The sequence below is a fragment of the Burkholderia pyrrocinia genome (assembly GCF_003330765.1).
Classification (GTDB): Bacteria; Pseudomonadota; Gammaproteobacteria; order Burkholderiales; family Burkholderiaceae; genus Burkholderia; species Burkholderia pyrrocinia_B.
This window is the reverse complement of the sequence record NZ_CP024903.1, coordinates 452,196-477,320: the sequence shown is the minus strand read 5'-3', so window position 1 is coordinate 477,320 and position 25,125 is coordinate 452,196. Positions and strand designations below refer to the sequence as shown.

General features: G+C 64.5%; 23 protein-coding genes. 10 read left to right on the top strand and 13 right to left on the bottom strand.

The window, feature by feature from the left end:
* Positions 1–75 precede the first annotated feature (75 nt).
* From CUJ89_RS19670 to CUJ89_RS19645, 6 genes are all read right to left on the bottom strand, one after another.
* Positions 76–1,272: a TauD/TfdA family dioxygenase gene (locus CUJ89_RS19670; RefSeq protein ID WP_114179168.1), complete on the bottom strand. Its 1,197-nt coding sequence runs from the start codon at positions 1,270–1,272 to the stop codon at positions 76–78.
* A gap of 22 nt (positions 1,273–1,294) precedes the next feature.
* Complete coding sequence (locus CUJ89_RS19665) at positions 1,295–2,251, bottom strand: alpha/beta hydrolase (RefSeq protein WP_114179167.1); 957 nt, start codon at positions 2,249–2,251, stop codon at positions 1,295–1,297.
* A 29-nt stretch (positions 2,252–2,280) separates the two neighbouring features.
* A complete protein-coding gene (locus CUJ89_RS19660) occupies positions 2,281–2,769 on the bottom strand; it encodes a thioesterase family protein (protein WP_114179166.1) in 489 nt (162 codons plus the stop codon).
* Positions 2,770–2,780: 11 nt separating this feature from the next.
* Positions 2,781–3,746: an L-carnitine dehydrogenase gene (locus CUJ89_RS19655; protein ID WP_114179165.1), complete on the bottom strand. Its 966-nt coding sequence runs from the start codon at positions 3,744–3,746 to the stop codon at positions 2,781–2,783.
* Positions 3,747–3,824: 78 nt separating this feature from the next.
* Complete coding sequence (locus tag CUJ89_RS19650; protein ID WP_114179164.1) at positions 3,825–4,754, bottom strand: 3-keto-5-aminohexanoate cleavage protein; 930 nt, start codon at positions 4,752–4,754, stop codon at positions 3,825–3,827.
* 79 nt (positions 4,755–4,833) lie between these two features.
* Positions 4,834–5,787, bottom strand: a complete 954-nt coding sequence (locus CUJ89_RS19645) for a choline ABC transporter substrate-binding protein (RefSeq protein ID WP_114179163.1) — start codon at positions 5,785–5,787, stop codon at positions 4,834–4,836.
* Between the two features lie 708 nt (positions 5,788–6,495).
* Here CUJ89_RS19645 and CUJ89_RS19640 point away from each other — a divergent pair.
* The 6 genes from CUJ89_RS19640 to CUJ89_RS19615 all read left to right on the top strand — a co-directional run bounded on the left by CUJ89_RS19640 (position 6,496) and on the right by CUJ89_RS19615 (position 13,478).
* A complete protein-coding gene (locus CUJ89_RS19640) occupies positions 6,496–8,076 on the top strand; it encodes an isocitrate lyase (protein ID WP_114179162.1) in 1,581 nt (526 codons plus the stop codon).
* Between the two features lie 376 nt (positions 8,077–8,452).
* Entirely contained in the window at positions 8,453–9,382 is a 930-nt protein-coding gene (locus CUJ89_RS19635) for an NAD(P)-dependent oxidoreductase (protein ID WP_114179161.1), read from the top strand.
* Positions 9,383–9,519: 137 nt separating this feature from the next.
* A complete protein-coding gene (locus CUJ89_RS19630; protein ID WP_201752372.1) occupies positions 9,520–10,413 on the top strand; it encodes a glycine betaine ABC transporter substrate-binding protein in 894 nt (297 codons plus the stop codon).
* An 86-nt stretch (positions 10,414–10,499) separates the two neighbouring features.
* A complete protein-coding gene (locus tag CUJ89_RS19625) occupies positions 10,500–11,375 on the top strand; it encodes a LysR substrate-binding domain-containing protein (RefSeq protein ID WP_114179160.1) in 876 nt (291 codons plus the stop codon).
* A 427-nt stretch (positions 11,376–11,802) separates the two neighbouring features.
* On the top strand, positions 11,803–12,204 hold the full coding sequence (locus CUJ89_RS19620) for a hypothetical protein (RefSeq protein WP_114179159.1): 402 nt from the start codon (positions 11,803–11,805) through the stop codon (positions 12,202–12,204).
* Between the two features lie 317 nt (positions 12,205–12,521).
* Positions 12,522–13,478 carry an alpha/beta hydrolase family protein gene (locus CUJ89_RS19615; RefSeq protein ID WP_114179158.1) on the top strand — a complete coding sequence of 319 codons (957 nt, stop codon included), beginning with the start codon at positions 12,522–12,524 and terminating at the stop codon, positions 13,476–13,478.
* Positions 13,479–13,749: 271 nt separating this feature from the next.
* On the opposite strand, the gene CUJ89_RS19610 is transcribed toward CUJ89_RS19615, so the two are convergent.
* Genes CUJ89_RS19610 through CUJ89_RS19580 form a run of 7 tightly spaced genes read right to left on the bottom strand, consistent with a single transcriptional unit; the run spans position 13,750 to position 19,255 of the window.
* Positions 13,750–15,255, bottom strand: a complete 1,506-nt coding sequence (locus CUJ89_RS19610) for an aldehyde dehydrogenase family protein (protein WP_114179157.1) — start codon at positions 15,253–15,255, stop codon at positions 13,750–13,752.
* Positions 15,256–15,288: 33 nt separating this feature from the next.
* Positions 15,289–15,807, bottom strand: a complete 519-nt coding sequence (locus tag CUJ89_RS19605) for a c-type cytochrome (RefSeq protein WP_114181452.1) — start codon at positions 15,805–15,807, stop codon at positions 15,289–15,291.
* A 20-nt stretch (positions 15,808–15,827) separates the two neighbouring features.
* A complete protein-coding gene (locus CUJ89_RS19600; protein WP_114179156.1) occupies positions 15,828–16,328 on the bottom strand; it encodes a c-type cytochrome in 501 nt (166 codons plus the stop codon).
* Complete coding sequence (locus tag CUJ89_RS19595; protein WP_034181018.1) at positions 16,325–16,873, bottom strand: methylamine dehydrogenase light chain; 549 nt, start codon at positions 16,871–16,873, stop codon at positions 16,325–16,327. The genes CUJ89_RS19600 and CUJ89_RS19595 overlap by 4 nt, the downstream gene beginning before the upstream one ends.
* A 39-nt stretch (positions 16,874–16,912) precedes the next feature.
* Positions 16,913–17,539 (bottom strand): methylamine dehydrogenase accessory protein MauD, encoded by a 627-nt coding sequence (gene mauD, locus CUJ89_RS19590; protein ID WP_114179155.1) that lies wholly within the window; start codon positions 17,537–17,539, stop codon positions 16,913–16,915.
* Positions 17,536–18,090 (bottom strand): MauE/DoxX family redox-associated membrane protein, encoded by a 555-nt coding sequence (locus CUJ89_RS19585; protein WP_114179154.1) that lies wholly within the window; start codon positions 18,088–18,090, stop codon positions 17,536–17,538. Before CUJ89_RS19585 ends, mauD begins: the two co-directional genes overlap by 4 nt.
* A 7-nt stretch (positions 18,091–18,097) precedes the next feature.
* A complete protein-coding gene (locus CUJ89_RS19580) occupies positions 18,098–19,255 on the bottom strand; it encodes an amine dehydrogenase large subunit (protein WP_114179153.1) in 1,158 nt (385 codons plus the stop codon).
* A gap of 249 nt (positions 19,256–19,504) precedes the next feature.
* Here CUJ89_RS19580 and CUJ89_RS19575 point away from each other — a divergent pair, with 249 nt between their 5' ends.
* The 4 genes from CUJ89_RS19575 (at position 19,505) to CUJ89_RS19560 (ending at position 25,066) form a co-directional block, all read left to right on the top strand.
* A complete protein-coding gene (locus CUJ89_RS19575) occupies positions 19,505–20,461 on the top strand; it encodes a helix-turn-helix domain-containing protein (RefSeq protein ID WP_415859059.1) in 957 nt (318 codons plus the stop codon).
* A 125-nt stretch (positions 20,462–20,586) separates the two neighbouring features.
* Positions 20,587–21,531, top strand: coding sequence for a GlxA family transcriptional regulator (locus CUJ89_RS19570; RefSeq protein ID WP_114179151.1), 945 nt, complete (start codon positions 20,587–20,589; stop codon positions 21,529–21,531).
* Between the two features lie 489 nt (positions 21,532–22,020).
* Positions 22,021–23,733: a M36 family metallopeptidase gene (locus tag CUJ89_RS19565; RefSeq protein ID WP_114179150.1), complete on the top strand. Its 1,713-nt coding sequence runs from the start codon at positions 22,021–22,023 to the stop codon at positions 23,731–23,733.
* Between the two features lie 79 nt (positions 23,734–23,812).
* Entirely contained in the window at positions 23,813–25,066 is a 1,254-nt protein-coding gene (locus tag CUJ89_RS19560; protein WP_114179149.1) for a M20/M25/M40 family metallo-hydrolase, read from the top strand.
* The last annotated feature ends 59 nt before the right edge of the window (positions 25,067–25,125 follow it).

Sequence of the window (25,125 nt, the reverse complement as noted above, 5' to 3'; positions counted from 1 at the left end):
CCCGGGCGCTTTGCGTCCGGGCGCTTTTTCGTCTGCGAGGTGTGCGTGCGGGCGCGATGCAGCCGGGCGCGCCGCTCAGCGCGGCACGGTCGCGACGGGCGCCGAACGCGACAGCACACGCCACCGCGACAGTACTTCGTCACGATCGACGTAGCAGCCCTGCAGGTGCCGACGGCCGGTCGACGGATCGAACTCGGTGCGCGCATGCAGCACGCGCCGGTTGTCGAACGCCCACATGTCGCCCGCCCGCAGCCGTCGCTGCACGCGAAAGCGCGGCTCGCGCGCGAGCGCAAGAAACCGCCGATACGCGCGATAGACCGCCGCGACCGATCCGGCCGGCGCATCGAGCGGGCCGCGCAGGAAGTTCGCGACGCGCACCTCGGTCACGTTGCCGCGCGCATCGAGCCCGATCACCGGCGCCGAACAGCGATAGTCGCTGTTCGCACTCTTGTTCCAGAACTCGAACGGCGTCGACGCAAGGTGCTCGAAATCGCCCGGATGCTCGCGCCGCAGCGCATCCGCGAGCGCGAAGCCGTCGAGGAACACGCTGTCGCCGCCCGTCGCATCGTTCGCGAGGCAATGCAGGAACTGCACGCCGGGCTGCAACTCGCGGGTCGGCAAATCGGTATGCGGCGGCAGGTTGAGCGACGTATACGCATTGCTGTCCGGACGCGGCTTCGATTCGACGTCGAACAGCACGCCGAAATTGCTTTCGCGGATCAGGCCGATGCGGCGCGCGATCTCGTCGACGCGGCCGCGCTCGGCCGGCACGCCCTCGACGAGCGTCAGCCCCGTGCGCTGCAACGCACCGAGCCAGGCGAGCAACGCGCCGTCGTCCTGCATCAGGTCGCGCCACGCGAACACGCCGATCGCCGTCGCATCGTCGCCGGCCCATACGTGCCGCGCGTGCGCGGCCTCGCGCTCCGCGCGCGACGCGTCGTCATACGCATGCGCGCGTAACCAGCCCGGCGACCACGCGCTGCGATGCCCGTCGTTCCACTCGACATGCAGTGCGCCGTCGGCTTCGACATGCACCGTGCGTGCGGCAAGATCCTCTCGTGCATCGGTAATCTCGAACACCTGTTCGCGCGTGATCGCATGCACGCACGCGGAACACGCGCAGTTGTCGCGCAGCCAGTCGAAATGAAACGGCGATCGTCGCGTGTCGCTCCACTCGACGTCCACCGCTCCGTCGCCGATCGCTACCGCTGCAATGGCCGTGTCGGCCGAAAACGTTCGCCAGTCCTCGATACGGTGTTGCGCTGCCTGCATCGTTGCCTCCCGGAAACGCTCGCTACGCGTGTGGTGCGAGCAAAAACCCGCCGATCATCCGGTGCATCCGTGCCGCCTGCGGACTCGTTCCGAGCGCGCGCCAGCAGCCGTGCACCAGCCCCTTTCCCATCCAGTAGTGCGCAACACCGCCAGCCGCGCGAATCCGTTCGACGTACGCGCGCGCATCGTCGCGCAGCGGATCGTGTTCCGCGCCGATCGCGAGCACGGGCGGCAAACCGTCGAAACGCGACGCCGCGAGCGGCACCGACGCGCGCAACAGCGGGTTGCCATCCCGCAGCACATCGGACAAGTCGCCTTCCCAGTACAGCGCGCGATAGCGATGGACATCGTCGAGCGTCAGCATCGGCGCGTGCGCTTCCGTTTCGCGCGCGGGCGATTGCGGTTCGAACCCGAGCATCGGATAGACGAGCGCGATGCCGTCGATGCCGCCTTCGCCCGCATCGCGCAGCGCGGTGGCGACGGCCGCCGCGAGCATGCCGCCTGCGCTGTCGCCCGCAAGCGTCAGCGGATGCGCGCACGGCCCGAACGGCCCGCGCGCATCGCGCGCCGCGCGCGTAACGGCCAGGCAATCTTCAAGCGCGGCCGGCGCGCGGTGCTCGGGCGCCAGCCGATAGTCGACCGCGATCACGTCGAGCCCCGTATCGGCCGCCAGTTGCGCGGTAATGAGCGCATGACTGTCGAGCGAGCCGACGACGAACCCGCCGCCATGAAAAAACAGCACCGTTCCGCGCGGTACGCCGTGCGCGGCCGCGTAGCGCCGCAGTGCGATCGCTCGTCCGTCGGGCGCGTGCCACACGGCGTCCTGCTGCACGATGCCGGCCGGCAGCGCGGCCGGGGTCCATTCGGCCGCGAAGCGGTCGTAGAGACGGCGCTGCTCGCCGGGCGAGCGCGCCGCCGCATCGGCCGGATACCACGCGTCGACGGCCGCAACGAACGCCGCGATTTCCGGTTCGAGCATCGTGTGCGCTCCGCGGTTGAAGGTTGCCGCTAGCGGCGCGGCGGCAGGCCGATCACGCGGCCCGCATACGCGGGCGCCGCGCAATCGCGCTGCAAGGCATGCAGCCCGGCCACCCGCACGGCAACGTCTTCGTCGAACGGCGCCGATTTCGCACCGTCGCGCGTATCGACGTGCAGCAGCATCTGCTCGCTCGCCGATACCGCGTCGTCATGCCCATCCGCGAACAGTTCGAGATACAGGTGCAGCCGCTTCGCGTCGTGCGCGAGCACACGCGCATCGACGCGCACGTGCGTGCCCTCCTTGATCTCGTGCAGGTAGTTCACGTGCGCTTCGAGCGTATAGACCGAGCGGCCCCGCTCGCGACGCGCGGCGTCGTCGAGGCCGATGCGATCCAGCAACGCATCGGTCGCGAAGCTGAAGATCAGCAGGTAGAACGCGTCGCGCAGGTGGCCGTTGTAATCGACCCATTCGGGCCGCACCACGTCGCGGTATATCGTCAGCGGGGTATCGCCCGTCATCGTGCAGTCCTCTAGTCTTCGAATCGCATGCCGTGTCGCGCCTTCACCGCGGCGATCGACTTCAGCACCTCGGTGATGCACTCGTCGCGATAGCGTTCGAGTTCCTTGATGCTGCGCGTGCCCTGCTGTTCGGTCGTGCCTTCGACGACGCTGTCGATCAGCGCGTCGGTCAGCGTCGGCGCGACCAGCTTCGTCCACGGCAGTTCGAGCGCGGGGCCGAACTGCTGCATGAAGTGTCGCATGCCCGCGTCGCCGCCGGCCAGCGTGTAGGTCAGGAACGTACCCATGAACGACCAGCGGATGCCCGCGCCGAAGCGGATCGCGTCGTCGATCTCGCCGGTCGTCGCGACGCCTTCGTTCACCAGATGCAGCGCCTCGCGCCACAACGCTTCGAGCAAGCGATCCGCGATGAAGCCCGGCACTTCCTTGCGCACGTGCAGCGGCCGCATGCCGAGCTTGCGATAGATCGCCATCGCCGCTTCGACCGCTTCCGGCGACGTGCGCGCGCCGCCGAGCACTTCGACGAGCGGCAGCAGGTAGACCGGATTGAACGGATGGCCGACCACGCAGCGCTCCGGATGCGTCGCCCGCGCGTAGAAATCCGTCGGCAGCAGCCCCGACGTCGACGACGCGATGATCGCGTCGGGTTTCGCCGCGCGGCTGATCTGCTCGTGCAGTTCGAGCTTCAGCGCCTCGCGCTCGGGCGCGCTTTCCTGGATGAAATCCGCATCGGCGACGCACGCTTCGATCGTCGACACGAAACGCAGCCGCGCGGGATCGGCGCCCGGCGCGAGGCCGACGCGTTCGAGCGCGGGCCACGCATTCGCGACGTTCGCGCGCAGCCGCTCTTCCGCGCCCGGCGCGGGGTCCCATACGACCACGTCGAGACCGTGCGCGAGCGCGCGGGCGATCCACCCGCTGCCGATCACGCCGGTGCCGATGGCGGCGAACGTCTTGATGTCGGTCTTCACTGCCATGTCAACGCATCCTTCAAATCAGGGGAAATCGGTGGGCGGCCACGCCCGTGCGTGCCGCCGTGTCTGTCGGTAAAAAACTCAGGCGAACTCGGCGATCGCGCGGCGTTCGAGTGCGCGCTCGCCACGCGCCGGCAGGCCGAGCTTGCGACGGCCTTCGGCCGGCGTCAGCACGCGGCCACCGAGCCGTTCGACGATCTCGCGGGCGCGCTCGACGAGCGTGCCGTTGGTCGCATGCACGCCGCGGTCGAGCCAGATGTTGTCTTCGAGGCCAACCCGCACGTGGCCGCCGAGCAGCATCGCCTGCGCGACCATCGGCATCTGCATGCGGCCGATCCCGAAGCCGGCCCAGTGCGCGCCCGGCGGCATGTTGTCGACCATCGCCTTCATCGTGCCCGTATCGGCCGGCGCGCCCCACGGGATGCCGAGGCAGAGCTGGAACAACGGCGGATCGTCGAGCAGCCCTTCCTTCAGCATCTGCTTCGCGAACCACAGATGGCCCGTGTCGAAGATTTCCAGTTCCGGCTTCACGCCGAGCTCCTGGATACGCTTCGCGCCGGCGCGCAACTGCGCGGGCGTCGACACGTAGATGTAGTCGCCGTCGCCGAAATTCAGCGTGCCGCAGTCGAGCGTGCAGATCTCGGGCAACAGTTCCTCGACGTGCGCGAGGCGCGTGAGGCCGCCGACCAGATCGGTGCCCTTGCCGAAGCGCATCGGGTCTTCGCCGGCGCCGATCTCGAGATCGCCGCCCATGCCGGCCGTCAGGTTGATGATCACGTCGACGTCGGCCGAGCGGATGCGGTCGACCACTTCACGGTACAGGTTCGGGTCGCGGCTGCCGCGCCCCGTCTGCGGATCTCGCACGTGGCAGTGCGCAACCGTCGCGCCGGCCTTCGCGGCCTCGATCGCGGCGGCCGCGATCTCCTTCGGCGTAACCGGAATCGCCGGGTGCTTGCCGACCGTATCGCCCGCGCCGGTGACGGCGCAGGTGATGATGACTTCATGGTTCATGCTGATTGCCTCGCTTGAATCGGGTTGTGTCGCACTGCAGATGTTTCGTCGGTGCGCGCGTGGTGCGGCGCGCGGGCCGTCACAGACCGAGATAGGCCTTCACGGCAGGCAGGCCGTCCTTGCCGTCGAACGTCTTGACGCCCGCCAGCCACGGATCGAGCACCTGCGGGTTCTTCTTCAGGTAGGCCTTCGCGGCGTCGGCCGGCTTCGTCTTGTTCATCACCGACTGCATCAGCTGGTTCTCGAGCTGCGTCGAGAAGCGCAGGTTCGCGACGAGCTTGCCCGCGTTCGGGCAGCGCGCGATGAAGTCGGGCGCCGTCAGCGTGTACACGCGTGCTTCGCCGTAGTTCGGCCCGAACGATGCGTCGCCGCCGGCCAGGTAGTTCATGGGAATCTGGATATTCATCGGGTGCGGTTCCCAGCCCAGGAATACGACCCACTTCTTCTCGCGGATCGCGCGCTCGACCGTCACCAGCATCCCGGCCTCGCTCGATTCGACGAGCTTGAAGCCGCCGAGCCCGTACTGGTTCGTGTCGATCATCTTCTGGATCGTCGCGTTCGCGCTGCTGCCCGGCTCGATCCCGTAGATCTTGCCGTCGAGTTCCGCGCGGTGTTTCGCGATGTCCTCAAAGGTCTTCAGGCCGGCCTGGTATTCGTAGCTCGGCACCGCGAGCGTCGCCTTCGCGCCCGACAGGTTCGGCGGTTCGACGACGTTGATCGACTTGCTGTCGATGAACGGCTGCAGCTGTTTCTGCTGCACGGGCCACCAGTAGCCGAGCGACACGTCGAGCTGCTTGCTCTTCAGGCCGGCGAACGAGATCGGCACCGACGCGATCGTCGTGGTCGGCTTGTAGCCGAGCGCTTCGAACACGGTCGACGCGAGCGCGGTGGTCGACGTGATGTCGGTCCAGCCGATATCCGCGAAACGCACGGTGCGGCAGGTCGCGGCATCCGTTTCGGCAAGCGCGGCGTTCGTGAACGCGCCGGTTGCCAGCACGGCCGCGACAAGCGCGGCGATCTTCGTCGACTTCATGGTTCGATTCCTCCCGGTGGGACGCGTGGCAGCCGGTGCGCGGGGTGTGCGCCGGCCTGCATCGTGGGAGTAAAAGTAACGAGCCATATTCGCCGCGAGAAGACCGGCGGCGACCTGTTCTTGACTATTTGCGACTATGAGTGGAAACCACTAGAGTTGTTGAGAGGCTTGTTGGACGGGGTTTTGGCGCGTGTTTTGGGTGGCAATGGTTTGTCTACATGCGGCGCGAGGCTTTCGATTCTGTCGGGACGGGACGGGATGCCGATGCGGCTCCGGGCTCGGCGCGCCGGAGCCGCACGGATGAATTGACCCGGTCAGCCGGGTGGCTTCCACAGCGCGTTTGATCGCGCGTTGGAACGTCGTGGGTTCGTCGAAACCGGCGTCTACACAATCATCCCGCCAGCAATCGTTGCTCGAGCCATCCGCGCTTGTCCTGCCTCCAGCAGCCGAAAGAACATTTCACATTGCGGAATTCGCCGCAAATTCCCGCGGCATCCCTTTTTCGCCGCTTGAAAACTTGTTTTGCATCGCAAAAACCGCTGCGTATCCCCTTGAAAAACAAGAGAAATTTATGTCTTATGTCTTATATAAGACATCGACAAAAGCGCATCAGACGGCGTTACTATTCAGTCATGCAGTTCGCTTCGGCAACCGTGGCGGCACGCTCAGCCCTTTACCTCAAACGCGCTTTGCTCCCAGGAGATTGACATGGCCCAGTATCAAGACGACATCAAGGCAGTTGCCGGTTTGAAAGAAAACCACGGCAGCGCGTGGAATGCGATCAGCCCCGAATACGCCGCCCGCATGCGCGCCCAGAACAAGTTCAAGACGGGCCTGGACATCGCCAAGTACACCGCGAAGATCATGCGCGCCGACATGGCCGCCTACGATGCCGACCCGGCCAAGTACACGCAGTCGCTGGGCTGCTGGCACGGCTTCATCGGCCAGCAGAAGATGATCTCGATCAAGAAGCACTTCAACAGTACCGAGCGCCGCTACCTTTACCTGTCCGGCTGGATGGTGGCTGCGCTGCGCTCCGAGTTCGGCCCGCTGCCCGACCAGTCGATGCACGAAAAAACCTCCGTCAGCGCGCTGATCCGCGAGCTGTACACCTTCCTGCGCCAGGCCGACGCCCGTGAACTGGGCGGCCTGTTCCGCCAGCTGGATGCCGCCGAAGGCGCTGCGAAGGCCGCCATCCAGGAAAAAATCGACAACCACGTCACCCACGTCGTGCCGATCATCGCCGACATCGACGCAGGTTTCGGCAACGCCGAAGCAACCTACCTGCTGGCCAAGCAGTTCATCGAAGCGGGCGCATGCTGCATCCAGATCGAAAACCAGGTGTCCGACGAGAAGCAGTGCGGCCACCAGGATGGCAAGGTCACCGTGCCGCACGAGGACTTCCTGGCCAAGATCCGCGCCATCCGCTACGCGTTCCTGGAACTGGGCGTGGACGACGGCATCATCGTGGCCCGTACCGACTCGCTGGGCGCCGGCCTGACCAAGCAGATCGCCGTGACCAGCACGCCGGGCGACCTGGGCGACCAATACAACGCGTTCCTCGATTGCGAAGAATTGTCGGCCGACGCACTGGGCAACGGTGACGTCATCATCAAGCGCGACGGCAAGCTGCTGCGTCCGAAGCGCCTGCCCAGCAACCTGTTCCAGTTCCGCGCCGGCACGGGCGAAGCACGCTGCGTACTGGATTGCGTCACCGCACTGCAAAACGGCGCCGACCTGCTGTGGATCGAAACCGAAAAACCGCATATCGCGCAGATCGGCGGCATGGTCAGCGAGATTCGCAAGGTCATCCCGAACGCCAAGCTGGTGTACAACAACAGCCCGTCGTTCAACTGGACCCTGAATTTCCGCCAGCAGGTGTATGACGCGATGAAGGCCGCGGGCAAGGATGTGTCGGCATACGACCGCGCGCAGTTGATGAGCGTGGAATACGACGAGACCGAACTGGCCGCGCTCGCCGACGAAAAAATCCGCACCTTCCAGGCCGACGCGTCGCGCGAAGCAGGTATCTTCCATCACCTGATTACGCTGCCGACGTACCACACCGCCGCGCTGTCGACCGACAACCTGGCCAAGGAATACTTCGGCGACCAGGGCATGCTGGGTTATGTGGCGGGCGTGCAGCGCAAGGAAATCCGTCAGGGCATCGCCTGCGTCAAGCACCAGAACATGTCCGGCTCGGACATCGGCGACGACCACAAGGAGTATTTCAGCGGCGAAGCCGCGCTGAAAGCGGCGGGGAAAGACAACACGATGAACCAGTTCTGATACCGGTCTTATGCTGTGCAAAACGCCAACCCATTTGGGTTGGCGTTTTTTTTTGGCTCAGCGAGGGTTTCCGGAGAGCGCGATGCCGTTTGTCGGCCTCCGGCCATATCCGGTCATTGAGCTAATCGGACGCTCGGCCACTCCGATGTCTCCTTCGCTTCGACATCGGTCTGCCGTTCCTCCTGACCCTTGATCCGAGAGCATTTAAGTCACCGAAAAGCCTGAACGGTACGAACGTGCGACCGGCCGCGACGGCGATCACTCCGGCGTCTTCTATCAAAAGTCTTGATGCACCCCATCACCCGAATTCGTTTGAGCGCGCAAATTCGCCCGCGTACATTAAGTCATCCCTGTCACATCTCCGGAGGAGATTCAAATGAAGGTTGGCTTTATTGGCTTGGGCACGATGGGCGGGCCGGCAGCTCGCAATATCCAACGGCGTGGATTCCCGCTGGTGGTTCACGACATCCGAAGTGATGCAGGAAAGCCGTTCGTCGAAAACGGCGCTGAATGGGCGGACACTCCGCGCGAGCTGATGGAGAAGGTCGATGTGGTCGTGACGATGGTGTTCGGGCCGGTGCAAATCGAGGCAGTGACCCAAGGCGAACAGGGATTGTTTGCTGCTGACTGCTCGGGCAAATACTGGATCGATCTGACTACCAGCAACCCGACCCTGATGCGCGAACTGGGGCAGGCATTCGCGAATCGTGGCGGCCATGCCGTCGATGCGCCAGTGACCGGGTCTGTCGATGCTGCGATTCGAGGCGACATGATTATGTTCGTCGGTGGAGAGGAGCAAGACATTCAGGCCGTTCGCCCTGTAATCGAGGCGATGGGCGAAATCCGTCGGGTGGGACAGCACGGCAACGGGTACGTGGCGAAGCTCGTTAACAACCTTCTGTGGAAAATCCATGCCGCGGCGATCGGCGAGGCGATGGTCGCCGCGAAGAAAGCGGGACTCGAACCCGATGTCTGGTGGGAGGCCATGAAAGGAGGCGCGGCCGACAGTTTCGTGCTCACTCACGACGTACCTTCAATCTTCGCAGGACACTACGACCCGTCGTTCCCGCTGGCGCTCTGTCTCAAGGACCTCGGGCTCATCGATAATCTGCTTCGCGAAACGGGCGTGCGAGCCGAACTTGCGCAGGCAACGTATGACAGGTTCCGCGAGGCGGAGCGTAGGTACGGCGCGAGTGCTGGCGAAATGACTGTCTGTCGCGTTATCGAAGATGATGCAGGTGTCGAACTGCGCGTGAAGGGAGACTGGACACCTCCTTGGGAAGTCAAGCACACCGAAGACGCATAGTGCGCCAGATGTTGAAACGCGTGCGTCTGCCGTAAAAAAGCGTCTCCGCGGCAACGTAATAAGCGCTCGCTGATGCGCGATCAACGAGCGCAACAGTCCATTTTCGCGCCGGTCAACCTTGATTGAGGGGGCTCCAAATGTCAAAAATCATGTCTCGATGGCTCGTCGCCTGGACGATGGCTGCAACTGGCACGTTCGCACACGCAGCCGCTCCTGAGCGGCCCATACAACTTACGTATTTCGCAGAGCCCGATTCGGAGGTCGTAATCAAAATTGCACGCGCCGTTCTTGAACAGCGGCTCGGCTACAAGGTCAATCTGGTCTCCGCGTCGCTGGGCCTTCAGTATGAAGCTCTTGCAGAAAGCAAGAACGACGCGATGATGATGGCCTGGTTGCCTGGCACTCAGGCGGCTTACTGGCAAAAATACAGCACCAAACTGGACGATCTAGGCACTATCTATAGCGGCAAGATCGGGTGGGTCGTCCCCGATTACGTCCCGGCGAGCGAGGTTCGGAGCATCAGTGACCTCAACAAGCCTAGCGTCAAGGACAAGTTCAATGGGACCATACAAGGGATCGATCCAGGTGCAGGGCTCATGCGCGCATCGACCAAAGCGATCCAGGATTACTCATTGAATGGATACAACCTTCGCCCAGCCAGTGCTGTCGCAATGGTTGCTGCCTTGTCTCGGGCCGAAAACCAGAAGAGCTGGATCGTCGTGACGGGCTGGAGCCCGCACACCATGTTTGCTAAATGGAAACTACGATATCTGGAGGACCCCAAAGGAGTGATGGGCGGTTCCGAAGGCGTCCATGTGCTCACCAGAAAAGGCTTCAGCCAGGAGTTTCCCCGTGCAGCCGCTTTCTTCCGACATTATAAAATTTCCAGCGAGGACCTCGAGAAGGCGATGGCGAAGGCCGAAGCGTCGAAGGATTATGATGGTGCTGTCGCGGACTACGTCGCGAGTCATTCTGCCGAGATCGGTGATTGGGTTAAAGACGCGCAGGCTCAACCCCTGCAAGCTCAATAGCAAAGGCCCTTTCCGAAAGCTTGCGACATTTTTGGCGATAAGCTGTTAAAGAGGTTGTCGTCCAGATCCAGCGGGAGCGGTCAAAAATGTCTGAGCACTTGGAAATCGCATTGCTTCACGCGTTCGTGACGGTCGCGGATAATCGCAGTTTTACGAGTGCCGGACATTTTCTTTTCCGCACCCAATCAGCTGTCAGTATGCAGATCAAGCGCCTGGAGGCGCTTGTCGGGAAGCGCCTGCTCGACCGAACCGGGCGCGACATCCGACTGACGGAAGAAGGTGAGGTCTTACTTTCCTTCGCGCGAGAAATGCTGAGACTGAATCGAGCGGCTCTCGCTTCGCTTGCAGCACTCCCTATCGAAGGTACCGTTCGTGTCGGAATGCCCGACGACTATGCGCAAGCTTACTTGCCGGGCGTGCTGAGCCAGTTTGCATCCTTGTACCCGGGCATCACGCTCGAGATTGTGGGCGAATTGAGCGGCGCGCTGCTGGAGATGACGGAGCGCGGTGAGCTCGACCTTGCGTTGATGACAAGGCAACCTCATCAAGATTCCGGAGACGTGGTGGCTTCGATTCCATTGGTCTGGGTCTGTGTGAGGGACCGATTTGCCTACCTGCAGGACCCGTTACCGCTTGCGCTCTTCCCGGTTGGTTGCGTCTTTCGCGAACTCGCGCTCCGCGCACTCTCGGGCATCGGCAAACAGTGGCGCGTGGCCTATTGCGGACCCAGCTATGCGGGTGGAGAAATCGCAGTATCGTCCGGTCTCGCGGTCACGGTCGTAGCCGAGAATATGGTTCCTCCTGGTTGGAGAATTCTCAAGGAGGAAGAGGGATTTCCACGCTTGCCCAAGACGGACCTCGTCCTTCTGAAGGGTCGTACCGAGTTCCCTGCCGCAGCGGACGCCCTCTATAACTACCTCAAGGCGTCCGTTTGCGACTCAAGCAGCGTGCCAAACGACTGAGACGACGAGTATGTGTCGTCGTTGAGATCGCCTGAGCAGTGCAACTGACGGTCTGCGTGCTGCGCTCTCCTCTAAGCATATAAGTCTGTGGCACTTCGAAAGCGGCCGTTGATATCGCACCAGCGCGAGTGGCTGATGCGGGTTGCGGATTCAACCCGTCGACTTCGCGCGGAAGCGCATCGTTCGACGCCCGTCATGGACGGGACCGCACCGATAGACGCAAGAGTAGAATTCCGGTCTCGGTCGAAACAGCGGCCGTCTAATCGTGGAGTAGTATTCCCCCATGTCCAGGTTATTGCTCGGCCTCTATGGCGCACTGCCAACCCGTTCATGACGAGGGCGGCAAGCTCGTTAAAGGGTTTGGAAGCTGCTTCAACGATACGTGTGGTGGCGTCGGCCGTGACGACGGCATGGATGGAAATGCATCATGTCAACCGAGTGGAAGCACCGCGTCAGACTGTTTATCCAGCGCTTCTGGCAGCCGACCAGCGCTTGCATGACCTGCATGCCGGGGAGCTGGGGCAATATCCTGAGCCTTGCCCATTGGAGTATTGCATTTCATACAGGTCTGCTTACCGGACTCCTGGCTGTACTTTTGACTTTCACACCTGCGGCGAAACTCTACGCGCATCGATACGGCAATGCGCTGGTCGTTGGCGTCCTGACAACGCTGGGCGACGCCTACTCGCACACGAGTCACTACCGTATCCCCTATGTCGAGCACATCGTGACGGGTGCAATTTCAGGTCTCTTGACGCCGGCGGCCTCATATCTCTTCGAAGATCGCGCGCGACGCCTTCGGGCAGTATGGGCTCGGGTTTTCGGATAGCTTATCCGTTGAGTTTCCGAATCCGCCGGGCCAAACGGAAAGAGGCTCCCCGGTGTGGCTACGCTTCATGATCGGGAGGCTGCGCATATGGACAACGGGAGCTCGCGACCGTTACATGCCCCGGCGTCAGGGCGCGGCCATCAGACGCCATGCGCCTGCGCGGGAAGTCGGACATCTGAGCGACCGCATCATCCGAAATCCCGCCCTTTGCGCAAGAGGATAAATTCAGGAACCGGTCGAATTGAGCCTTTGAGCAGTTTCGCAGCGATACCGCCAATCGGGGTATTGAAAGCAAACAACTTGCCTCTCAAAACTAAATGAAAACGTTCATATCGGCCGTTCTGTTGTGCCTCTCTGCGGCACTTGCACACGCCGCGGGAATAAAGTTTGCGCAGATTCCGGCTGATGCCGGCGGTCCGGCGTTAAAAGCGATAGTCTGGACACCGTGTGCAGAGCCTGCCCAAGAGGTGCCGATCGGGCCATTTGTCCTGAAGGGGCGGCGCGACTGTCCGACCGCTGGCGAAAAGCTTCCCCTCGTTGTCATTTCACACGGCTACGGCGGATCGTACCTTGCCCACCGAGACCTTGCGGAGACGCTTGCCGATGCGGGCTTTGTCGTGGCGGCAATCAATCATCCAGGCGATACATTCTTTGACATGACTCGCGCCGACGATATGTCGGTGTTCGTCGAGCGACCGACCGACATCAAGCGTCTTATCGATTACATGTTGAGCACCGCCCCCGACACAGCCAAAATCGACCCGCAACGGATAGGCTTTTTTGGCTTTTCGCGGGGCGGCTACACGGGCCTGGTATTGGCCGGCGGTAATCCGGATTTCCCGCACGCCGATATTACGTGCCCGGACCCGAGAGCCCCGATTTGCAAACAGGTCCGAAGTGGAGAGGTATCCACCGATCACCTGACTCATGACGCGCGGATCAAAACCTTTGTGCTGGCGGATCCGTTCAATGCATTCCCAACGGCGGAGAGCCTGAAGAACGTGCAAGCGCCTGTTCAGCTTTGGGCTTCCCAGTTCGGTGGCGACGGGGTGCTGCCGCACAACGCTGACGCACTCGCCAGGACGCTTCCTCACAGGCCTGAATATCACATTGTTTCCAACGCGGCGCATTTTGCCTTTCTTGCGCCATGTCCTGCGGCAATGAAGAACAGTGAACCCGGGCTCTGCGTCGATGCGAACGGCTTCGATCGGACAGTCTTTCACAAGCAGTTTAACGAAATGGCGCTTACGTTTTTTCAAGCGACTGTTCGGTAGATCCGAGCGTGGTCGGCCAGACCGCGCGTGCCCGACGAGTCGGCTCAGCGAGCGGCCATCGCACCTTGAACGCTACCGTTCGTGCGTCCTTGGGTCGAGGGTCCGCTCAGGGTCGCTAGCCGGCAGATATCCCCGGAAGTCTACGAAGATCTTTTTCCCGGCAGACATTCCTCCCCGGCCCCCCTTCACCACCCGCACGAACGCGTCCGCCGGCACCGTCGATCCCGAGACTGGCCATCCGCGCCGGCGACGCACACCCGCTCCGCTACGCCTATGCGTAGTTCATCATCACCGACTTGCTTTCCGTGTACTGGTCGATCACCGCGCGGCCCAGTTCCCTGCCGAAGCCCGATTGCTTCATCCCGCCGAACGGCATCGCATTGTCGAGCAGCGAATGGCAATTGACCCACACGGTGCCGGCTGCAATACGCGGAATCAGCTTGTGAATCGCCGAAAGGTCGTTCGACCAGATGCTCGCGCCGAGACCATAAGGCGTATCGTTCGCGAGTTGCACGGCCGTATCGATATCGTCGAACGGCATCGCGACGAGCACCGGCCCGAAGATCTCCTCGCGTACGACGCGCATCGCCTGCGTCGTATCGACCAGCACGGTCGGTTCGACGAAGAAGCCGGGGCCGTCGATCGCGCGGCCGCCTGCGGCAGCGCGCGCGCCCTCTTCGAGCCCCGAGCCGATATAGCCGCACACGCGCTCGCGCTGCTTCGCCGAGACGAGCGGGCCGATCTGCGTCGACGGGTCCATCCCCGGCCCGATCTTCAGGCTCGCGGCGATCTTCGCGACGCGCTCGATCACGCCGTCGAATACCTTCGCATGGATGTACGCGCGCGAACCGGCCGTGCACACCTGCCCCTGGTTGAAGAAGATCGCATTCGCGACACCCAGGGCGGCCTTGTCGAGATCGACATCGGGCAACACGATCACCGGCGACTTGCCGCCGAGCTCCAGCGACATCCGCGTCATGTTGTCGAGCGCCGCCTGGCCGATCGTCTTGCCCGTCTGCGTCGAACCCGTAAACGCGATCTTGTCGATGCGCGGATCGCGCGACAGCGCGGCGCCGGCCGTGTGGCCATAGCCGGTGACGATATTGACGACGCCGTCAGGGAAGCCGGCGGCCTGAATCAGCTCGCCAAGTCGCAATGCGCTCAGCGGTGTATCTTCCGCGGGCTTCAGCACGACCGTGCAACCGGTCGCGAGCGCCGGGGCAATCTTCCATGCCGCCATCAGCAGCGGGAAATTCCACGGAATGATCGCGCCGACCACGCCAACGGGTTCCTTGCGCGTATAGGTAAAGATCTCGCTGTCCGGCAGGTACGGCATGCCGGCATCGATCACGCTGCCTTCGATCTTGGTCGCCCAGCCGGCCATGTAGCGGAAGCACTGCGCGGCCATCGCGACATCGAGCCCCTGCGCAACCATCACCGGCTTGCCGTTGTCGATCGACTCGATTTCAGCCAGCTCGCGTGCATTGGCTTCGATCAGGTCGGCCAGCACGAGCAGCAGGCGCTCGCGGTCGGTGGTCTTCGCGGTGCGCCACGACCCGGCGTCGAATGCGTGTCGCGCGGCGGCGACGGCCTGCTGCACGTCGCGTTCGTCCGCTTCGGGCACGCGCGCGATCACGGTGCCGTCGGCCGGGTTCACGACATCGATCTGGCGCCCCGACGCGGCGTCGCTCCACTCGGCGCCGATCAGCATCTTCTTCGGCTTCGCGAGAAACGCGCGCGCTGCGTCGAGCAACGGGAATGTGTCGTTCGTCTCCATCTTCGTTCTTCCTTGATTGCTTGAATGAGTCGGTCAGTAGCGATCCGTGACGCCGTCGATCCCGCGCGCTTGCAACGCGCGGACGAGGCCGGCGCGCACGGTCGCGACATCGGAAAAGGCAGGACGGCGGTGCGCGGCGACTTCGGCGGCCGTATAGGGTTTGAAATCGCGCGGCAGCGCATCGCGGTTCATCGTCGTGAGCACCCAGTTGAGTACGTCGGCCAGATCCTGATCGGACAGCGCCGAGTTCGACGCGCCGGGCACGCGCATCACGTACTCGCGCCCGGCCGGCAGATGCGTGAAATAGCCGAGCGAATTCGCCAGCGGCGGCACCTTGCCGGGAATGCCGCCGCCCGTCGCCGTATGGCAGCCCATGCAGTTGAGCACCCAGTGCTGCCGCGAGAGCGCCGCGTCGGCCGCACCGTCCGCATGCGCGGGCGCAGCGGCCAGCGATGCGACCGCCCCGGCAAGCAGCAGCGACGACGCGCGACACGACAAACCGCCGATCCACGACGTCACCGCGCACCGGGCACCTTGCGCGGACTCGCACATGCGGGACGCGCGGGCGGCGTTCACAGGCCAAGCCCCTTGATCACCCCGTCGCGTTGCGCATGAACGGCCGTGCCGTCCATCTGCTTCGCCCGCGCCGCGCGGATATCGGCCGCCGTGAACGGCTTCGCGTCGCCATGCTGCGCGTTGAGATCGAACACGACGTAGTTGAGCACGTGCGCGATATCGTCATCGCTCGCGCTCGCAAACGACGGCATCTTGAAGTTGTAGGACTTGTCGTGCACCTTGATCTCGCCGAACATCCCGTGCAGCAGCGTCGCGACCAGTTGCGCACGCCCCGGCTCGGCCGTCGCGTACTTGCCCGGATACTCGGTCAGCGGCGGCGCGAGGCCGTCCTGCCCCTTGCCGCCCGCCTGGTGACACACCGCGCACTGCGCGTCGAACAGGCTCTTGCCGGCCGGGTAATGCGCGGTTTCCTGCGCGCCGGCAGCGCCCGGCAACGCGAAGGCCGCGACGGCCGTCATGCATGCGACGGCGATCTTTCCAGCTTGCTTCCCTTTCATTGCTTCGCCGCTCCCAGCAGAACCGAAACCGAACAGTGGTAATTCGAATTACCGTTCGCCATGCACCAGTTGATGTCGTTGTTCAATGACAGCTTGTACAGCGGTTTCTCGCGCTCGTTGCGGTTGCAGAAGCACTTGCCGCACGACGTCTTGCCGCAGCAATCGTTGTACGACACGATGTAGTCCGAACCGTCGTGCGGATTACGGCAGGTGCCGATCCACGTGATCGGCGAAGGCGTCGTGCCCGGCGGGCAACTGCTCGACGTGCCGCCGCAGCAGCTGCAAAGCCAGCCGTCGATCGCGCAGTATTTCCAGTAGTCGCAGCTCATCGGGTCGTCGCTCGCCCCCGATGCGGCGGCGCCGCCGGAAGCCGCCGATGCGCCCGACGCCGCATCGGCCGCATACGCGGTGCGATCGACGGGCAGCAGCGGCAGCATCGCCGATCCCACCAGCACCTTGCCGAGCTTCGCCATCGCGCTGCGCCGCGAACTGTGCTGCGCGACGCCGCGCGCCGACCGCTCGAACCATGAATCAAACAGCCCCATGTCGTTGTTCTCCAATGACGTTGAAAGAGGTTCGGCCGATCATGCGTGCTGCGCGTGGGCGTCGTGGCTGTGATCGCCGTGCACGAACTGCTGCAGCGATGCGACGCCGCGCTCCTTCGCCTCGAACAGGCTCTCGAGATGCTCGCGCGTGTTGACGAGCCCCTTCGCGCGCACGGTGCCGGTTTCGTCGAGCAGCACCGCGTACGGCAGCTTGCCGATCTGGTACGCCAGGCCCAGTTCCTGCGACAGCACGTACGGGAAGCGCCCGAGGTCGTGCTTCCGCGCGAAGCGCGCGTGTTCGTCGAGATCGCCGTCGCTCGCGAGCACGATGTTCACCGGCGTCGATTCGCTCGCCTGCAGCGACGGCAGCAGCGGCAACAGCTTCTTGCACACGGGGCACGTCGGCGACAGGAAGAACAGCAGCGTCGCCTTGCCCGCCGCGTCGATGCCGCCGACCTTCACCTGCGAGCCGCGAATGTCGGTCAGTTCGAACGTCGGCGCGATCGCACCGACCGCCGGCCCCTTGTCGATCATCAGCGCGCCGGCCGGCATGATGCGTTCGTACAGGATGCCGATCTGGCGCACCAGCGCGAGACAGATCGCGCCGAGCGCGAGGACGGCCACCCACAGCAGGGCGGTGGAAACGGTGAGAGCGGTTTGCATCATGAATTCCTCAGGTGGGAAAGGCGCGGTACGTTGGCGAGCAGCACGTCGACGGTGAGCAGCGCGCAGACGATCAGCAGCACGGAGAAGAACAGCGTCAGGTAGTCGAACCACACGACCGCGCGCGCGCCCGGCTCGACGAGCGCGGTCGCGGCCAGCGCGACGAGCAGCAGCACGCGTCCGACGTGCAGCCAGCCGATGCCGCGCGGGGCGTCCGCGCGCGACGCCGCAAAGCCGGCACAACCGCAGTCGATGTCGGTGTGGCCGCGCAGGAGGTTGATCGCCATCCCGGCGGCAAAGGCCAGCAGCAACGCGATCAGGCCGATCGCGCCGGCCGTGCGCGTATCGGGAAACAGCAGCGCCGCGGCGCCGACGACTTCCGCGAGCGGAATTGCGAATGCGGCGGGCGCGGTCAATGCGTCGGGCAACAGCCGGTAGCCGGCGAGCGCCTGGCGAAACGCGGCGGGCCGGCGCATCTTCGCGAAAGCGCCGAGCAGCACGACGACGGCCGCGCCGGCCTGCGCGCCGGTGGCGAGTACGGGATCGAGGGTCATCGCGGCCTCACGGGTTGACGAGCAGCGACGACGTATTGCCGATCTGCTTCTCGACGTGCTGCAGCTTGCCGGTGCGCGCGTCCATCACGACCAGGTCGGACGTCGCCGTCAGCCCGTAGAACAGCGGCTTGTCGTCCTCGCCGACCTGGATCGACACGAGCGGATCGACCTTCTGCTGCGCGAGATCCCAGCGCGCGACGCGCTGCTTCGACTTCAGGTCGACTACCCACACCTGCGTGCCAGGGTCCTTGTGCGAGCCGTCGCCGCCCTTGTGCATCAGCACGTAGTAGCGGTTCTGCTTCGCCTGCACGGCCGTCTGCTGCATGCCGCCCGGGCGCCAGCCTTCGGCGCGCTCGGCGTCGGTCAGCAGCGACCACGGCTTGCCGAACGCCGGCTTGTCGCCGCTGAAATCCGCGCTGCGCACGTTGCCGCCGTATGTCGTGAACAGATAGCTTCCCTTGTACGGCGACGCGTTCACGAACGCCGGATCCTTGTCGACGTCGATGAACGCATCCGACATCGTGCGCTTCGTTTCCTTGCCGTTCGCGTCGAGCGTGACGGTCAGCGCCTTGCCGCTTTCGCACAGCGCGGTGAAGCGGTCATGCCCCGACGGATACGCGAGCACGCACGCGGCCGTGTCGATCTCCGACAGCACCTTCTTCGATACGGCGTCGATCACCGTCACCGATGCGGCCGGCGTGATGTTCGCCACGTACAGCCGCTTGCCGTCGCTGCTGAACGCGGTGTTGTACGGCGACGGCACATGCTGCCCATGCTTTGGCGGAATCACGATTTCGCCTGCGTGATCGAGCGTGGTGTTGTCCGTCATCTCGACGACATCGGTGCGTGTGCCGTGCGAGCCGCGCGAGAAGTAGGTCGTCGCGACGAAGCTCGTCTTGTGGTCGGGCGAAATCGCGAAGCCGGGGGCGAAACCGCCGTCGATCTGGCCGAGCAGCTTCTTCGCGTCGGCGTCGTACACATAGATGCGCCCGTCGGTCATCGCCGGCATCGAGATGTCGACGATATAAACCTCGTGCGGATGCCACGGCGGCATCTTCTGCACGACCAGCTCCTCGGGCTTTTCCGTCGCGTACGCGCTGCCGATCCATGTCACCGCGAACGCCAGCGTCGCCGCGAGCGCCGCGGTTCGTCGCCTTGTCCTCATGTCGCCTCCAGTTGGGGAATCACGTAATGTGGGGCGACTGTAGTTCGACAATAAATCCAGTCAGCACCAGGACCGGCACCGCGTGCGTGCCGATTCGGGATATTGGAAATCCGCCTGAAAGGCGGATGGGCAGGCGGCTTCCGACCCTCTGAAGAATGCGCGCGGAATAGCGCTCCCCCTTATTGCGCCGACCGCCCGGTCGGTTTAATCTTGCGCGGTCCTGCTCGCCCCCTTGGAGACGCTGTGTTCGTGATTCACGAGAAGTTCGACGACACGGACCGGCATGCCGAGGCGCTGCGCGGCTGGAACCAGCGCTACGACCAGATCGGTCCGGGCTCGTATCGCAGTGCGGTAAAGCACGCCGTGCTCGACGGCATGCAACTGTTTCAGGAAGCCGCGAACGTTCGCATCATCCAGCGCGGCAGGCTGCCGCCCGGCCATACGGTATTCGGCATGCCGCTCACCGGCTCGGGCGCGTTCGCATTCGGGGGCGCACGCATCGAACGCGGCACGATGGTGATGGCGCGCGGCGGTGCGCCGTTCGAACTGCATTCGCCCGACGACATGTCGCTGATCGGCGTCGTCGTCGATGCCGAACTGATGCAGCAGGTCGAGGATGCGGCCGATGTGCGGCTCGACGAAGCCGCGCTGCGGCGCGGCGTCGTCGACATGCCGAGCGCCGTGCTGATGCGCGCGAGCCTGCAGGTCGCGACGCAGCTCGAACGCGTGCTGTCCGCGCCCGACACGTACGGCGACGCACGCGCGCAACGCGAACTGCGCGGCGATATCGGCAACGTGCTCGTCGATCTCCTCACGTACCGGATGCCCGAGCCGCCGAACCGGCTCACGCACGCGTGCCGTGCCGACATCGTGCGCCGCGTGCACGATTACGTGATCGACCATCCCGAAGCGCCCGTCGACGTGCTGAGCCTGTGCGCACAGTTGCGCGTGAGCCGGCGCACGATGCAGAACAGCTTCCAGTCGGTCGTGCAGACCAGCCCGCTGAACTACGTGCGCTCGCTGCGCCTGTCGCAGGTGCGGCGGATGCTGCTCGACACGCGACAGGCCGACCTGCCGATCAGCGATGCGGCCGCACGCTGGGGCTTCATCCATCTCGGGCATTTCGCGAACGCGTACAAGGCCCAGTTCGGCGAACTGCCGTCGACCACCGCGCGCCGATCCGTGCGCGGCGCAAAAACGCGCTGAAGCCCGTAAAACCCGCGATAATCTCCCGCTGACGTTCGGCGCCTGCGAGCCGGCCGCGGCGGGTGCCCGTCCGATCGCAGCCCCGTGCGATACGCGACGACCACCGGATTCCATCCCCTGCCCCGATGCCCGAGGATTTCCACTTCCTGTTGCTGCCCGGCTTCTCCGCGCTCGGCTTCATGTCCGCGGTCGAACCGCTGCGCGTCGCGAACCGCTTCCGCACCGAGCTCTACCGCTGGCACGTGATCAGCGCCGACGGCGCGCCGGTTGCCGCGAGCAACGGCATTCCGGTCGCCGCCGAAGCCGCGTGTGCGGACGTCGCGCAGGTCGATACGGTGTTCGTCGTCGCGGGCTTCGATCCGCTCGTGTGCTACACGCGTGCGCTCGGCGACTGGCTGCGCCGCCAGCACCGGCACGGCGCGACGCTCGGCGGCATCGATACGGGCAGCTTCGTGCTCGCGGAAGCCGGGCTGTTCGACGCGTCGCAGCCGCTCACGCTGCATTGGGAAGCGCTTGCCGCGTTCCGCGAACGCTATCCCGGCCTGAACGCGACGCAGGAGCTGTTCGAGATCGACGACCGGCGCATCACGTGCGCGGGCGGCACCGCGTCGATCGACATGATGCTCGACCTGATCGGGCGCCGGCACGGCGCCGATCTCGCGGCGGCGATCTCCGAGCAGTTCGTCGTCAGTCGCATCCGGCAGCGCTCGGACAGCCAGCGGCTCGAGATCGCCGCGCGCTATGGCGTGCACAACCGCAAGCTGATCCAGGTGATCGGCACGATGCAGCGGCACATGGAAAATCCGCTTGGCTCCGATGCGCTCGCGCAGGATGTGTCGATCACGCGGCGCCAGCTCGAACGGCTGTTCAGCGCGACGCTGAACGACACGCCGACGCATTTCTACCTGAACCTGCGCCTCGATCGCGCGCGCGAACTGCTGCAGCAAACCGACATGAGCATCACGTCGGTGTGTGTCGCATGCGGATTCGAATCGCCGTCGCATTTCTCGCGCACGTATCGCGCGCGGTTCGGCATGAGCCCGCGCAGCGACCGGCGCGCCACGCGCTGATCGTCGCGGGTTTTATCCACAATCCGGCGCGGTATTGCGCGCTCCGGCAGCGTTTCCTGCCGCTCGCTGAACAATGCCGGCGATTGATAGACGGACCGAAGCGGCCATCTAAAATAAATTGCAATGCCGCTGAAAATGTTCTGTAACATACCCCGAAATTAGATAGGCAGCCTAACGAGACGATCGCGTGGGTTCGACGCACGTCGAACCACGCAGGCTGCCAACCGATATCAATGCCGATCCGAGGGGTATGACATGACGATGCTCGATTCGCCGTCGCCGCACCTGCCTGCCGTTCGCTTCTCTGCCTGCTTCTCCCCCTCTTCGTCCGCCTGTTTCTTTTCGATCTGACATTTAGGTTTCCTTAGTCAGTCGATATTCCCAACACCGCTTCGCCGCACCGGTTCCATCAAGCCGGCGCGCGGGCCGTGTCGTGCCTGCGTGCCACAAGCGCGCGGGCGTGTCCCACCGTTGAGATGAGGATCACGTATGCAGACATCACGCAAAGCATTGCCGCTCGCCCTGGGTCTTGCGCTCGGTTTCGGCATCGTCGGCGGCGCCGCGGCCGATACCAAGGTTTCGAATCCGCAGGCGACGAGCCTGCGCGAAAGCCTGACGCGCGGCGTCGCGCCGCCGGCCGCGAAATCGGATACGGCCGCCGGGCAGTTCCGTGCCAACGGCGTCGCCGTCACGCTGTACAACCCCACGTATCACACGAAGAAGGCCGCCGCGACGCCCGCCGCCACCGCGCGCGACTTCGTCGCGTCGCAAGCGACGCAGCTCGGGCTCGACCCGGCCGCGCTCGCGAGCCTTTCCGTCACGTCGGAACGCAACGACGCCGACTTCACCGTCGTGCGCCTGCAGCAGCAGGCGGCCGGGCTGCCCGTGTACGGCAGCGACATCGCGGTCACGGTCGCGAAGGACGGCCGCATCCTGTACGTCGCGAGCAATACGATCAACGGCGTGATCGCGACGTCGCGCAAGTCGCAGGCCGTCGACCAGCAGCAGGCGCTCGACCGTGCGCGCGCGTATCTCGGCGTGAGCGGCTTCACGAATCCGGATGCTCAGCTCGTCGCCTTCGTCGACAAGGTCGGCACGCACACCGCGTGGAAGGTGCGCGGCCGCCCGCAGGACGGCCCGAAAGGCGACTGGGAACTGCTGATCGACTCGGGCAGCGGCGAAGTGCTGCGCGCCGAGGACAAGGCGTTCTACGCGACCGACGGCACGGGCTTCGTGTTCCGGCCCGACCCGCTGTCGCCGACGAAGAGCAGCTACGGCAGCGCGGGCTACAAGGACAACAACGACGCCGATTCGGCGCAGCTTACCGCCGCGCGCGTGCGCGTGACGTTGAAGGATCTCGCGCAGTCGGGCTCGCGCTACGCGCTGTCGGGCCCGTACGCCGCGTGCGTCGATTTCGATGCGCCGCGCGACAACGCGTGCCCCGTGCAGTCGACGCCCGCGTTCGAGTTCACGCGCGGCAACCTGTATTTCGAGGCCGTGAACGCGTACTTCCACATCGACACGTTCCTGCGCTACGTGAACCAGACGCTCGGCATCAAGGCTCTGCCGTACCAGTACACGGGCGGCGTGCAGTACGACCCGCACGGCGAATCGGGCGACGACAACTCGTCGTACTCGTCGAGCAGCGGCCGGCTGACCTTCGGGCAAGGTGGCGTCGACGACGCGGAAGATGCGGACGTCGTGATCCACGAGCTCGGCCACGGCATCCACGACTGGGTGACCAACGGCGGCCTGTCGCAGCAAGAGGGTTTGTCGGAAGGCACCGGCGACTATCTCGCCGCCGCGTACAGCCGCGACTTCAACCAGTGGAGCCCGTCGGACGCGCAGTACCACTGGGTCTACAACTGGGACGGCCACAACGAGTACTGGGACGGCCGCGTGACCAACTGGAACGTCGGGCGCACCTATGCGCAGGCACGCGGCGCGGAGATCCACACGGCCGGCCAGTACTGGGCCTCGTGCAACCTCGTCGCGCGCGACGCGATCGGCGCACAGGCGATGGACAAGGCGTTTCTGAAGGGGCTGTCGATGACGAACAGCTCGACCAACCAGAAGGCCGCCGCGCAGGCCGTGCTGACCGCTGCCTCCGCGCTCGGCTACAGCAACGCGCAGCTCACCGCGATCGGCAACGCGTACAACCAGAGTTGCACGTACGGCGTGACCGTGCCGCAGAAGTCGTAATTCCGCAGCAGGCGGGGGCGCGTCACACGACCTGCGGCGCGCCCTCTTCCTCGACATCGCTACCCTCACGAGATCGAACATGCCTACTCTGAAATTGACCCGCCTGAGCGCCGCTTTGGGCGGCATGCTGCTGACCGCCGCCGCGCACGCGACGCCCGTGTGGATCACGCTCGGCGACCCGGCGTTCCGCCAGCTCCAGCGCATCGATGCCAGCGCGACCGCGCAATACAGCACGACCGTCGACGCCGGCAAGACGGCCGACGGCGCCGCGCGCCGCGAAACCGTTCACGTCGTCGAGATCGACGATTCACGGCTCGGCGATCTTGCGCATGCCGTCCACCATGCGCGCGGCCACGGGCCCGGCTACGTCGTGCACGACTCGTTCGACGAAGCGCGCCAGGCGCTGCAGCCCTTGTCGCCGTCACTCGCGAAGCAGGCGGCAGCACCCGCGTACAAGGTGTCGAACGCGCCGCAGATCAACACCTGGATCCAGCAACTCCAGGCCAGCAACATCGTCAGTACGATCACGTCGCTGTCCGGCTTCACGAACCGCTACTACGCGACGACGCACGGCGTGGCCGCGTCGGACTGGCTCGCGCTGCAGTGGAAGCAACTGGCGGGCTCGCGCGCCGACATCGCCGTCGAGCAGTTCGCGCACACGGGTTTTCCGCAGAAATCCGTGATCCTGACGATCCGCGGCAGCGATCCGGCCGCGGGCACCCTCGTGCTGGGCGGTCACCTCGATTCGACCGTCGGCCGCACGACGGAGAACACGCGCTCGCCCGGCGCGGACGACGATGCGTCGGGCATCGCGAGCCTCACCGAAGCGCTGCGCGTGCTGCTGGCGAACAACTACCGGCCGAAGCGGACGATCAAGTTTGTCGGATATGCGGCCGAGGAAGCCGGCCTGCTCGGCTCGAAGGCGATCGCGAAGCAGTTCCGCACGCAGAACGCGAACGTGGTCGGCGTGCTGCAGCTCGACATGACGAACTACAAGGGCGATCCGAAGGATATCTACCTGATCACCGACTACACGAACGCCGCGCAGAACACCTATCTGACGAATCTGGCGAAGACCTACCTGCCGGAACTCGCGATCGGCACGTCGCAGTGCGGATATGCGTGCTCGGATCACGCGTCGTGGAATGCGCAAGGCTATCCGGCGTCGTTCCCGTTCGAGGCCGACCAGAACGATAGTCCATATATCCATACCGTGAACGACACGCTGGAGAACTCCGATCGCCAGGCGAATCATGCGCTGAAGTTCGGGAAGCTGGCGCTGGCCTATGCGGTCGATCTGGGCGGCGATGGCGGTGCGGCTGTGAAACCCTGATGGTGCGCGGTCGGGTCGTTCGTCGATCCGACCGGAAATGACGGAAGCGTGGGCTCATC